Origin of the sequence: Paenibacillus sp. JNUCC32 (assembly GCF_014863545.1) — a bacterium.
Classification (GTDB): Bacteria; Bacillota; Bacilli; order Paenibacillales; family Paenibacillaceae; genus Paenibacillus_AQ; species Paenibacillus_AQ lautus_A.
In genome coordinates this window covers 4,457,470-4,470,670 of sequence record NZ_CP062260.1, presented here as the reverse complement: position 1 = coordinate 4,470,670, position 13,201 = coordinate 4,457,470, and the positions used below count along the sequence as shown (strand labels likewise).

At 52.3% G+C, this 13,201-nt stretch carries 9 protein-coding genes; 8 read left to right on the top strand and 1 reads right to left on the bottom strand.

What is annotated here, in order from left to right:
• Positions 1–3 precede the first annotated feature (3 nt).
• The 3 genes from JNUCC32_RS19985 (at position 4) to JNUCC32_RS19970 (ending at position 3,833) form a co-directional block, all read left to right on the top strand.
• Positions 4–2,082: a bacterio-opsin activator gene (locus JNUCC32_RS19985; protein ID WP_192569609.1), complete on the top strand. Its 2,079-nt coding sequence runs from the start codon at positions 4–6 to the stop codon at positions 2,080–2,082.
• Between the two features lie 161 nt (positions 2,083–2,243).
• Positions 2,244–3,305, top strand: a complete 1,062-nt coding sequence (locus JNUCC32_RS31620; RefSeq protein ID WP_228468788.1) for a WXG100 family type VII secretion target — start codon at positions 2,244–2,246, stop codon at positions 3,303–3,305.
• 24 nt (positions 3,306–3,329) lie between these two features.
• Positions 3,330–3,833: a DNA polymerase III gene (locus JNUCC32_RS19970; protein ID WP_192569608.1), complete on the top strand. Its 504-nt coding sequence runs from the start codon at positions 3,330–3,332 to the stop codon at positions 3,831–3,833.
• A gap of 193 nt (positions 3,834–4,026) precedes the next feature.
• On the opposite strand, the gene JNUCC32_RS19965 is transcribed toward JNUCC32_RS19970, so the two are convergent.
• Positions 4,027–5,721, bottom strand: a complete 1,695-nt coding sequence (locus JNUCC32_RS19965) for a PucR family transcriptional regulator (RefSeq protein WP_192569607.1) — start codon at positions 5,719–5,721, stop codon at positions 4,027–4,029.
• A 335-nt stretch (positions 5,722–6,056) separates the two neighbouring features.
• Here JNUCC32_RS19965 and JNUCC32_RS19960 point away from each other — a divergent pair, with 335 nt between their 5' ends.
• From JNUCC32_RS19960 to JNUCC32_RS19940, 5 genes are all read left to right on the top strand, one after another.
• Positions 6,057–7,010, top strand: coding sequence for an oxamate carbamoyltransferase subunit AllH family protein (locus JNUCC32_RS19960; protein ID WP_192569606.1), 954 nt, complete (start codon positions 6,057–6,059; stop codon positions 7,008–7,010).
• A 1-nt stretch (position 7,011) separates the two neighbouring features.
• On the top strand, positions 7,012–8,556 hold the full coding sequence (gene fdrA, locus JNUCC32_RS19955; protein WP_192569605.1) for an acyl-CoA synthetase FdrA: 1,545 nt from the start codon (positions 7,012–7,014) through the stop codon (positions 8,554–8,556).
• Between the two features lies 1 nt (position 8,557).
• Complete coding sequence (locus tag JNUCC32_RS19950) at positions 8,558–9,988, top strand: YlbE family protein (RefSeq protein WP_192569604.1); 1,431 nt, start codon at positions 8,558–8,560, stop codon at positions 9,986–9,988.
• 87 nt (positions 9,989–10,075) lie between these two features.
• Entirely contained in the window at positions 10,076–11,620 is a 1,545-nt protein-coding gene (locus JNUCC32_RS19945) for a xanthine permease (protein WP_192569603.1), read from the top strand.
• 57 nt (positions 11,621–11,677) lie between these two features.
• Positions 11,678–13,045, top strand: a complete 1,368-nt coding sequence (locus JNUCC32_RS19940; protein WP_192569602.1) for a tetratricopeptide repeat protein — start codon at positions 11,678–11,680, stop codon at positions 13,043–13,045.
• Positions 13,046–13,201 lie beyond the last annotated feature (156 nt).

The window sequence follows — 13,201 nt, the reverse complement described above, 5'->3', positions numbered from 1 at the left end:
CGAATGGAGAAGATTGCAAAACATCGCATCATCGGTTTGGATCGGGAAATGATGAGTTTCACGGATTGGCTGGCGGATCCCCGGGCGCAGACATCCATTTTTTCAATATCAGGAATTGGCGGCATTGGCAAAACAACGCTGCTGCTGCAAATGGCCCGCACGGCAAGGCAGTCCTCCGTGCGTTCCCTTTGGCTGGACGGGCAAGGAGGCTTAACGACGTCGGGCGCTTTTTTGGCGAGTCTGGAGATGAGTCTTGCAACCGAATACGGCAGAACCAGGGCTCCGGAATCCGCGCTGCTGCCATACATCGTTAACGAGCTTCAGCTGCAGCGTACCGTGTTGTTCATAGACAATGGCGAGGAGACCGAAAAGCTGGAAGGGTGGCTGTTCTCCCGATTTCTTCCTGAGTTGAAGTCCGCCCGCGTGTTGATCGTATGTGCCTCGCGCAATGGACTGCCGCTCAAGTGGCAGACGAATCCGGAATGGAAGTCCCAAATCCAAAGGTTCCCTTTGCGGCTGTTTACGCGAGAAGAGGTCTACGATTATTTAGACGGCAGCGGATTGTCTGCGGAATGGCAAAGGGCTATTGCCGAGAAGACGGAAGGCCATCCGTTGTCGCTTGCCTTGACCGTGGATATGCTGCTATCCGAGTCTGTGGTGCAGTGGGATGTATGGCAAGAGGTTCCGGCTGTATTGAGCGCCGAATTTTTGCGGGAAGCGGCTTCTCCTGGCGTGTACCGCGCGCTGACGGTTTTGTCGCTTCTGCCTGCAGCCGACGAGAACATGCTGAACCGGATGTTGGATACACCCTTGGAAGGGGCGGACTATTACCATCTGAGGGCACTTTCGTTCGTACGGAATACGGTGGATGGGATAACGCTGCACCAGGTCGTTGCTCGGATGTTACGGGATGACTTTGCGCGCAGAAACCCCGCACAATTCGAAGCGGTTCGCCATCAGGCGTTCGTCCTGCTGGCGGAACGATTCCATTCGGTCGATCAACGGATGCAGATGCGCCTGAGCGCCCACATCTTGGAGCTGTACCGCGAATTTTTGCCCTCGGCCCATGCATATGCCAATTTCTCGTCAAGCCTGAAACCCGGCGAACAGAAGCCGTTCCGGCAGGAGGATATGCCGTATTTGCAGCGTTTTTTGCAGGCGTCTATTCGGGGTTCCGACTGGCAGTCCGAGCTGGTCGACTCTGCCGATTACCCGGTTTTGCTGGAGGAGATTGCAGCTCATTTTTCCGAAGGAATCTTTATCGTGCGGGACGAAAAAGGGACGCCGTTGGCGTTCTGCGCAGGCGTATGGCTGCATGCCTTAAGTATGCCATTGTTGGAACGATATGCGCCTGGGTGCAGGGGAATGCTGGGAGAGGAGGCTTCCTCGCTGCATCGGCTTCCTCCGGAGGCGGCCGATACGATATTTGTGCTGTTATCTGCGGTAAATTACGAACATTCCCTGTATCGTCCCGAAGAGCTGGGAGCTTTGCTGATGCAGCAATGGCTGGTTCGTATGACTGGCGGTCTGCGGGGGATTTTGGCGGCGGGGGATCCGCAGTTGAATTCCTTATTGTCGATCCTGGGATTCAAAGCGTGCGGGAAAGCGACGGGATTTGCGGGCATCGAATTGACGACATGGGAGCTGGATTTTAGGCAAACGAGCTTTGATCAGTGGATTCAGCGGATCATCCGGCAAACGGAGACAGCAGCAGGACAACCGGCACATCAACGGGAGGATGAGTATCCCCGGGCCATTGATAGAAGCGTAATGAAGCAAATGCTGGAACGGCTGTTCGATCCGGACAAGCTGGAGGAACTCTCTGTCGTTCGACGATTGGGTTGGGACGGGATGCAGGTGAGGGACATCATTCAAGGGATTCTGGCCGACGAACGTCCGATGGAACCTTTGACGCTATTGGAGAAGGAAATTCTCATCGCAAGTTATCTGCGCAAGGAGCGGAACAAAAGCCAGCTCGCAGCATCCTTTCATATGAGCAGAGCCACCTTTTACCGTCATATGCGTTTGGCCGAAAAACATCTGGCTTTTGTGCTAAGCGATTTGATGAGGTCCGGATTCTGAGCACGTATATATTGGGGCTTCTGTACCATATGAGAGCATGAAGGCTTCGCTTCATCCAACTGGCATACTCCCATGCCTTCAATATGAAGGACTCTGGAACCTTTTCCATATCCTAGAAGATGGATACAATAAGGTCCAATGAAACGTTGGAGAGGATGCAAATGCCTAGAATTCTTGTCCCGCCCGAGGTATTGATTCGGGTATCGGAGGAAGCCGCCAGGGCAGCGGAAGAACTGGAAACGACCAAGAATCGGCTGGACCAGCAGATTACATATATGATGTCATCGTGGGAAGGAACGACACGTTCGCGGTTTTTCGAAGATTTTCAGCGTGCCCACGGCGAAATGAATAAAACGATTGAACATCTTCGGATCATCGGCCAGGAATTGAAGACCATTGCTTTCCGGTTCATCTCAGCCGATATGCACGAAGATCTCATAATCGCGGCAGCTGCAGCGAGCGCTGCGAACGAGCCCAAAACGTTCTGGGACCATGCCGGGGACTTCTGGCAGGGGCTGCAGACCGGGGCGAAATCCGTAGCAAATTCGGTAAAGGATACGGCTACATCCTTGGTAGAAGACCCGCTTGGCACTGCCAAGGACATGGCCTATAATGCAACTATCGGGACGGCGGAAGAGATCATCGACACGGCGGTTTGGGGAGGCAAAATGATTTTTGATGCCGATACCCAGGAGAAATTCGCCGCAGATGTTGAGGCGTCGGGCGGTGCGTTAAATTTTGCCGGACAGCAAGCAGCCATGGCCATCGCCGGCCTGGCGACACGCCGGATCGGCGTGAAGACTCACCCGCATTTGAAGCATGATTCGGGTGGGGATGGGGGGACAGGGACAGGGCAGGAGGGAACGGAACAATCTCCAGTCCCAACAAAGCCCGGTGGAGGAAGTAATCCCAATGATTTTGTTAACCCGCACTCTGAAAAGCACATGTTTGATCCAAGCAAGCCCTCAACCCCTAATCGTACACAATATGGTCAAAATGTTGATGTAGAGGGACTAAGGCAAGAAACCATGACTAATCCTGATAAAGCATATTCAAACTGGCCGAATCCTAATAACCCTAACACTCAAAGAATAACTAAGTATTATAAAGAGTTTGACGGTAACATTAGTACACCTGACACGGTAACAGGAAGCCATAGAGTATTTGAAAACTTGGATGACCCTACGAGAAGTTCCCATTTTCCTTACTTTCCAAGAAAATAAATTTGGGTGGTGTAAAAATAAAATATGAAGGACTTGTTGTATCATGCTTACTTATCTGAAGGTCATGAACACCATGCTTCTATTGAAGAGATTATATCAGGCGGCATAAACTTTATGACTAAATCAAACAACCGATATAGCAACGGTGGTAGGGTGAAACTTGAGATTACAGAACGGTTCAGACCTTTCAATACACCAGATTGGGTTAACTTCAGTGAAGCAGTCGGAGTAGATCTGGTTAATCGTTTTACTAAATCTTTTTGTTTCCCGGTGTTTACGGATAGGATCCTAGTCTTTGATGGAGATATTTCTCTTTCTATATATGACCAAGCATTTTATGAGGATTTGAAGGATACCGATGAAGAAGCACTGAATTTTGATACAGGTGAAAGTATTGAACATTGGATAAATTTGTATTGGAGGAGTCTGATGACACTTGAAGAATACAATGCGACGAAGCCATATTCCAAGCCGGAAGTATTAGTCTTTGACTCCATTCCTAAAGAGATTATTCAAGTATGTGAATAAATTTTTGAGCCTTGGACCGGCTTGTGCTTTTCAATGTTTATTTTTGTAAGGGAATTTGTAGAGTGAAGTAAAACTCGATAATTATTATGTATTCGATTGCTCATTTACAGTTAGTGAAGAAACCCTCAAAAAAAAGACGTGACATGGAAATGACCGCACAGCGATCCTTCCCATCACGTCTTTTTGTCATGGATTATCCTTTATTCAGCAGCCGATAGAGCGTGAGCGCCAATTGAATCTGGAATAACTCGTCTGCGTTTTTTAGGCTGGAATTCAACAGCTCTTTGATTTTGTCGATGCGATAGATAAAGGTGTTGCGGTGAATGAACATCGCTTTGGCCGCTTCCGTCACGTTCTGGTTGTGCATGAAATAGTATTCCAGCGTGGAGATGAAGCTCGTGCTAAACGTTTGGTCATGGTGATGGATCACGCCAAGCGTATTGTGGAAGAACTCCTCCATCTCGGCAGGCTTGATGTTGGAATCGAGAAAATGATAGACGGCATAGTCCTCAAAATGGGAGATGATGCGAATGTCTTTGAATCGCTGCATCAATCGCATGGCTTCCTGGGCTTCGAAGAAGCTTCGATGCAGGGAAGAGAACGTTTTATACTGGCTGCCGATGCCGATTAGAAACTGCGTTTTCTTCATTTCTCGGGTCAATAGCTCGACCAGCTCATTGGCGAAGGCCTTTGCTTCATGGACCGTCACCGGAGGTTTATGCTCATTCTTCCCGACCAGGATGATGATCTGCTGGCTTCGGTAGTAACAGGTAAGCTCTCCGTTCGCTTTGCTGGACAAGCCGTGGATCAAATTGACGCACTTCTTCACCATATGCTCCAGCTCGTATTTGCGGTACACGATGTCCTTGTAGTTATCCAGCAGGGTCGGTTCGATATGGACGACCATGCAGTAGTAGGTATAGTTGATATTCAGCCCATGCAAATCCGACTGTGAATGCAGCGTCTCGGTCGAGGTGATGTTACCGGACAACAGGTCGTCAAAGAAATCATGCCGGATCTTGAGCTTCACTTCCTCCAGCTCTTTCGCCTTCATGCGATCGAGGGCCAGAATGGTAGAGCCGTGCTCTAACGCCAAATTATCGACCTCTGTCAGCTTGCGGACGGTTTGGAAGATGACGATATATCCGTACACATGGCTGGACACCGAGATCGGCATGATGCGGCATTTGAAGGTTTGATTCTTGTGATCGTAGTCGCGCTGGATCGATTTCTTGATTTCGCTTACGTAGGTCGGGATCGCCTCGGTGAACTCGGACGGGAAGATGGGCCTGTTCTTCTGGAGCGACATGAACTCATGCAGCGGCGTCTGATTATCCGGATGATCCGTATAACAGAGCAGATTCCAATCCCGATCGAGAATCAGGATCGGATTATGGACGATGTCGGCTAGCTCCGCCGAAATTTGTTCGATGCCGCCCCCTTCCAGCGGGATTTTGAACAGCGCGTTATGCAGATCCAGCGATCTGCGATTCAGCGCGTCATAATCGGCATTGGTCTTCTCATTAATGATCGCGATCACCTTGGACAGCGTGTATTCAAAAGGGAGCTCCAGCAGCGGAAGCCCATACTTGTCCGCCATATCGATCATGTTTTGCGGAATTCGGTCAAAATAGCGTTTCATTTTGATGCACAGTCCCGCGCAATTGTTTGCGGCCAGTTCATGAATGACCCGGTTCTGCAGCTCTTCGCTGTCTTTAAAAATATATCCCGTGGATAAGAGCAGCTCGTTCGAAGCCAGCCAATCGAATACGTCCGGGTTCTCAATAATATTCACAATGGATATTTGGTGATCGATTCCTGCTGCGCCTGCAACGAGCTTGATGCCCTCGATCGCTTTGATCTGAAGGATGTCCCTGATGGTTAGCATTCTTTAACACCCACCTTTATTTTTCGATCTTCATTGTGCAATGTGCACAGCGAATACGGCATGTTTTTAGTTTCGCTGTACAATGACCGGAGCATAGCCCTGGATTACAATAAGGGTGTCAGGAGCGGTTTGCAACTTCAACTGTGATATAATTCACAAAATATCCTTTTGGCCGTGGAAAGCTATTCACCTGTTATATGTTCTACGTTTATATACCGGCTGAATTTGAATTCAGTATAGCATTTAAATTCCTTTATCTACAACCGAATCCATGGCGGTTTCAAGGTGAATGAAGCATTCAAAGGGATAGCCTGACACAGGGCGTTACCTGCCCAATGGTTAGTGAAGGAGGCGATAAAACGGGAAGTTTCGGGAAGATAGCGAAGACGGAGTCCGTTTCTATTGTAAGCGCCGCCATTTCGTGCGACGCGGAGTTTCTTCAATACATGAGCCGCTTGAAATGGGAGGGGTACGTACACAGTATTTTTGACCGAACGGTGAACCTGCATAGCCGGACGAACGATGAATTATACACGATTACCAATCGCCAGGTCGACAATGCTCCGAATACGCTGATCACGGATAGGGACGGCTTTGCCAATCAGGGGCTGGCCGTTGGAGACCGGGTTTATGTGGAGCACGATCGACTCTACGTCGGGAAGGCGTTTGTCCTTACGCTGCGGGACGTCCGCGTATGGAGGAGCAAGCTCCCGTCATATCCGGATGACGAGGGAAATCTAAGGAGCAATGCAGCTGCAGCGGCGTCATTTATTGAGATTTACGGTAAGGGCGGTGGGATAAAGCGAACGTCCGAAAGGGCGAATGCTATGGATCAGGAAATGGGGAGGCTGCTGACGGAGCGCTCCAATGGACTTCTTCGCGCACTATCCATGGGCGAAGCCAGCTTGGCATCTCATTATGCAATTCAACTAATGGGCTTGGGTCCGGGCCTGACTCCGTCGGGCGACGATTTCTTGGTAGGCTTGTTTGCCGTAATAAACCTGGCAGATGGTCCCCTGCAGCCGTTTCGTCCTATGTGCGAACAGGTTGCGGCAGCATCAGCCGACAGGAGCAACCCTATTAGCGGCATGGCTTTAAAGAAGGCTGCATCGGGCCAAGTAAGGGAATCCATCGGAGATTTCATGCACCACATGATCCATGGCAGTAAGACGGAAGTCATTCGCAGCCTATCCCGAGTCCTCGATATCGGTTCTACATCGGGAACGGATATCGCGCTGGGACTGGTGAAGGGCTTGAAGCTCAGCCTAGACAAGAAATGGGAGGTATAGCATGTCGACTAAAGTTGTGATTAAGAAGAATACGTACTTCGATTCCGTCTCGCTGATGTCGCTTTCAACGAAAGCGAATCAATTGGAGGGCGTGGATCAGGCGTTTATTGCAATGGGAACGCAGATGAACAAGGAAGTGCTCGCCAATGTCGGTCTGATGACCCCGGAGCTGGAGGAAGCCAAGGGCAGCGACCTGATGATTGTCATCAAAACGGTCTCTGAAGAGTTACTCGAAAGCGCTTACCAAGGCGTCGAAGCGTTGTTTAACAGCAAGGGGAGCGAGGCAGGGAACAGCGAGCTTACGTTCCCGACAATCGATTCGGCTGTAAGAAACCTGCCTTCGGCCAATCTGGCGGTCATCTCCGTCAATGGGCAGTTCGCGGCGAGGGAAGCCCGAAAGGCCCTGGAGAACGATCTCCACGTCATGCTGTTCAGCGATAACGTCAGCGTGGAAGAAGAGATCGAGCTTAAGAACATCGCGCATGAACGCGGTTTGCTCATGATGGGACCGGACTGCGGTACGGCGATCATCGGAGGCGTGGGGCTGTGCTTTGCCAATCAAGTGCGCCCAGGCAGCATCGGGATCGTTGGCGCATCCGGGACGGGAAGCCAGGAGGTCAGCGTTCGGGTTCATGATTTTGGCGGCGGAATCTCCCAGCTGATCGGCACGGGCGGACGCGATTTAAGCGAACGCGTTGGCGGCATTATGATGCTGGACGGCATGAGGGCGCTTAACCAAGACGATGCGACCAAGGTCATAGTCCTGGTCTCGAAGCCGCCAGCCAAGAGCGTGGAGGAGAAGGTGCTTGCCGAGATCAAGAACATGAGCAAGCCGGTCGTGGTGTGTTTTATCGGCGGAACGGAAGAAGCGGTGGTGAACGCCGGCGGGCATTTTGCCAAAACAACGAAAGAAGCGGCGCTGAAAGCCGTTATCCTGTCCGGCGTCGACGAGAGCACCATCGATAAGCATCCGCTGAACCTGCCTCTCATCGATGAGGTCAAGGCCAAGCTGAAGCCGGAGCAAAAGTATATCCGCGGATTGTTCTGCGGCGGAACCCTGTGCGACGAATCGATGTACCTGGCGATGGAGCAATACGAGGACGTATACAGCAACATTCCGAAGGATCCGAAGTATCGTCTGCAGGATATCCATGTGAGCCAGGGCCACACGTTCATCGATTTCGGGGATGACGAGTTCACCAACGGCAAGCCTCATCCGATGATCGATCCTTCTTCCCGGATCGCCAGATTCAAGCAGGAAGCCAAAGATCCGTCGGTCGGCGTCATCGTGATGGACTTTGTTCTTGGATACGGATCACACGAGGACCCGGTCGGGGTTATGCTTCCGGCGATCCTGGAGGCGAAGCAGGCGGCCGAGCAGGAAGGCAGGCATCTGGAGATCATCGGTTATGTATTGGGAACGGATCTGGATACGCCGTCCGTTGAAGAGCAGTTGAATAAACTGGTGTCTGCGGGTGTTACTTATGCCAGCAGCAGTACGAACACGGGGCTTCTCGCCAGAGGCTTCGTCGAGAAAGGAGTATGACATGAGCAGAATCAACGAGCTGTTTAACAGCGATCTTCATGTAATCAACGTGGGTCTCGAAATGTTCAAGGACGATATCCTGAAGCAAAAGGGGAAGGTCTCCCACCTCGAATGGAAACCGCCGGGCGGCGGCAAGCCTGAACTGATCGCTCTGCTGGATCAGCTGGATCAGCCGGACATCCGGGAGAAGATCGAGGCGGCGAACCAGCAGGCCGTGGAGCGGATCATCAACTCCCAGCCGGTGCTGATCGGTTTTGATCAGGCGATCAACGTTGTCCCGGGCATGACCAAAAAGACGATCCTGCACGCAGGTCCGCCGATAACGTGGGAGCGAATGAGCGGTCCGATGAAGGGCGCGGTTACGGGCGCTTTGGTCTTCGAAGGCTTGGCCGGCAATCTGGACGAAGCGGCGGAGCTGGCAGCATCGGGCGAAATCACGTTCTCGCCATGCCATGAACATAACTGCGTGGGCTCGATGGCAGGGGTAACCTCGGCCTCCATGTTCATGCACATCGTGGAGAACCGGACCTACGGGAATATCGCTTATACGAACCTGAGCGAGCAGTTATCCAAAATCCTGCGGATGGGCGCCAACGACGAAACGGTCATCGCCCGCCTGAACTGGATGAGGGACGTGCTGGGCCCGATGCTCCGGGATGCGATGAAGTTCTCCGAGAACGGCATCGACCTTCGCCTTATGCTGTCGCAGGCGCTTCATATGGGGGATGAATGCCATAACCGCAACAATGCCGGCACAACGCTATTGATCCAAGCGTTGACGCCGCTGATTCTGCGGACGGACTTCCCTACCGAGCAGCAGATCGAGGTCTTCGACTTCGTGGCAAGCAGCGATTACTTCTCCGGCCCGACCTGGATGGCGCTCTGTAAATGCGCGCTGGACGCGGCCCATGGGATTGAATACAGCACCATCGTGACCACGATGGCCCGCAATGGCGTCGAATTCGGCATTCGCGTCAGCGGCATGCCGGGCAACACCTGGTTTACCGGACCGGCGCAAAAGGTGGTCGGACCGATGTTTGCCGGCTACAAGCCGGAGGATGCAGGCCTTGATATCGGCGACAGCGCGATCACGGAGACCTACGGAATCGGCGGATTCGCGATGGCAACCGCTCCGGCGATCGTGGCGCTGGTCGGCGGAACCGTGGATGAAGCCATGAATTATTCGGTCAAAATGAAGGAGATTACGACAACCGAGAATCCGAACGTCACGATTCCTTTGCTGAACTTCAGCGGCATTCCGACGGGCATCGATATTCGCAAAGTGGCGCAGACCGGCATCATGCCCGTCATTAACACCGCCATCGCGCATAAGGACCCGGGCATCGGAATGATTGGAGCGGGCATCACGCACCCGCCGGCGGACTGCTTTGAACAGGCGTTGCTGGCTCTAAGCCGGCGCATTCGGTCATAGAATGGCTGCCCTTCAGGCATGCGCTCACGTCTGAAGGGCGCCTGAAATGCTAGATCTTTAAGCGTAGTGATCTAAGGAGGCATTTATATGGATCAGGTACTCATGAAAATGTTGTGGAAAAAGGGAGATTGGGCTGCGTTCTTCGGCTTGCTTGCCAATAATCTAACCAATCTGCTGACCATGATTTCACTGTTGATATTCGTTGTAGGCTTTCCGGAGGATATGGTCTACGGGAGAGTGGTTCCTGCCTTCGGATTAGCTATCTTTATCGCAAGCATGGCTTACGGTTGGTTTGGATACAAGCTGGCAAAGAAGACGGGCCGAAGCGACATTACCGCGTTGCCTTCGGGTCCGAGCGCCCCATCGATATTTACCGTTACATTTCTGGTGCTGATTCCGGTATTCCGACAGACCAACGATGCGACGTTTGCGCTGCAGATCGGTCTCGTATGGTGCTTCTTCGAAGCCTTGATCCTGGTCGTCGGCTCTTTCCTGGGCGATGTGCTTCGAAAAGTGATTCCAAGAACCGTTCTCTTATCCTGTTTGTCCGGGCTTGGCTTGCTGCTGCTTGCCATGAACCCGATGCTGCAATCGTTCGAAACGCCGATCGTCGCTTTTATCGTACTGGTCATCATCTTTATCAACTGGTTCGGTAAATCCCCGATATTCAAAAAAATCCCGACCGGCTTTCTGCTGCTCATTGCCGGCACCGTCCTGGCTTGGGTCTTCGGATTGCAGAATCCGGAAGCGATTACGGCTGCGCTGTCCACGCTCGGCTTTAATCCGCCTGAAGTGCACATTACAAGCCTGTTCCAAGGAATTCCTCATGCGCTGCCGTACTTGGCGTCGGCGATTCCTTTGGGGCTTGCCAACTATATTTTCGACCTGGAAAATATCGAAAGCGCGCATGCGGCCGGTGATCATTACAACACCCGGAACGTCATGCTGACGAACGGCGTGGCTTCCAGCATCGGCGCATTCACGGGCAACCCGTTCCCGGTTACCGTGTACATCGGCCACGCCGGCTGGAAATCCATCGGCGCGGGCCTGGGGTATACGATTGCATCCGGCTTCGCGATGCTGATTATCTCGCTTTTTGGAATCGGGGCGCTGCTCCTGTCCATCATCCCGGTCGTCGCGATTGTTCCGATCCTGGTGTATGTCGGCGTGGTCACGGCGAATCAGGTCGTCCGGGAGACGCCTAAGATTGAAGTGCCCGTCATCTTCATTACCTTATTCCCTTGGATCGCCAACTGGGCCTTAACCTTGGCCAATAACATCTTTAGTGCCGCTGAAACGACGGCTTCCAAGGTAGGTATCGATTTATTGTTAAGCAAAGGCGTGTACTACAACGGTCTGAATCATCTGGGGAACGGCGCGCCGCTTAGCAGCTTGATCTGGGGTTCGATCGCCATCTTTGCCATACTGAACAAGCCGCTGCGGGCTGCCGTGTTCGCGGCCATCGCAGCCGTTCTATCCCTGTTCGGCATCATCCACGCGCCGACGGTCGGATTTGCCCAGGATGCCTTGATGCCGTTTGTATATGCTTACCTGATGGTTGCGGCGCTGTTTGTGTATAAACACTTTTCCGATCTTCGTGATCCGGCGAATCCATTACAGTCAGATTCATGACCCGAAATAGCAGGTCCGATAATAAGGAACGACATCATAATAAGAGGAGGCCAATCAATGAATCCTGACGCGATGAATGACGAACTCATTCAAGCATGCGACCGCGGAGACTTGGCTGCGACAGAGCAGCTGCTTGAGCGCGGTGCCGATGTTCATCATAAGGACGGCCAGGGCCGGACGGCTCTAATGGCTGCAACGCAGAGAAACCATGTCTCCCTTGCCCAAAGACTGATCGAAGCCGGCAGCGACGTGAATGCAAGAGACATTACCATGTTAACCCCATACCTCTGTGCAGGAGCTAACGGCTTTCATGAAATCCTGCGTCTAACCATTAACGGAGGAGCCGATCTCGCCAGCGTGAACCGCTTCGGAGGAACGACGCTGCTGCCTTCGAGCGAGAAGGGATATGCAAGAACCGTTCAGATTTGCCTGGAAGCGGGCGTTGCGGTGAATCACGTAAACAATCTGGGCTGGTCCGCGCTGCTGGAGGCCGTCATTCTTGGAAACGGGGGGCGGCTGTACGCCGATATCATTCAGCTTCTGGTTGAAGCGGGAGCCGACGTGCATCTGAAGGATCGTGACGGAAAGTCATCCCTCCAGCATGCGGTAGAGATGAAGCAGCATAAGGTCATCCAGATTCTCAACAAACAAAGCGTAAGTCTCCCGGACAGCATCCTAAGAGCGAAAGAGCTGGCGAAGGCAGAGAAGTTCGAGGAAGCCCTCTCGGTCATCGACAACGCGCTGGGAAAAGAAGGGAATCCAATAGACCTCTACTATTACAAAGGGTATTGTTCCGGAGAATTGGGGCGCTACGACGAGGCTCTGGCCGCTTATCAACAAGCGCTCTCCCTGGATCCGGGCGATCTCGACTTTTATTTCTATACAGCGAATGCCTATCGGATGATGAAGCGTCCGGAAGAAGCCATTGCCGAATACAATAAAGCAATTGAGCGGAAGCCCGAGGAAATGTTCTATCGTTATCATAAATCCAATTATTTAAGAGAGCTGGGCAGGCATGAGGAAGCCGTCATCGTGATGGATGAGCTGTTGGCACAGCAGCCTTGGCGTTATGATTATTCCTTCCACAAGGCGAACAGCCTGAGATCGCTAGGCAAGCATCGTGAAGCCGCCGAAGCGATCGAGAACGCGATCACGCATGACCGCACGAATCCGCTATATCATTACCATAAGGGCCAGTCCCTGAATTTGCTTGGTCACTATGAGGCGGCGATGGAGCAGATTGACCAGGCAATCGAATACGGTCCGGATCACGCGGATTATTACTGCGAGAAGGCTTGCAGCCTGCTGGAGCTTAAACGGACGGAGGAGGCCATGGCGCTAATAGAACGTGCACTTACGCTTCATCCGAACCATGGCAGAGCCGAGGGATTGAAAGAAAAAGCAGCGGCTGCCGCACGAAAATAATTCTGCAGAATCAACGCCTCTTTTCGGAATTTTCAACAGCCTCCGGCGCGATTGGGATGAGTTGTATTCTAAAACGCTGCAGCTCGTTATGCCCCGCGCCTTTACGGCTCGTCATAGAGGATCACGCAGCTGGAGCAATCGGCTGAACGACCAGGA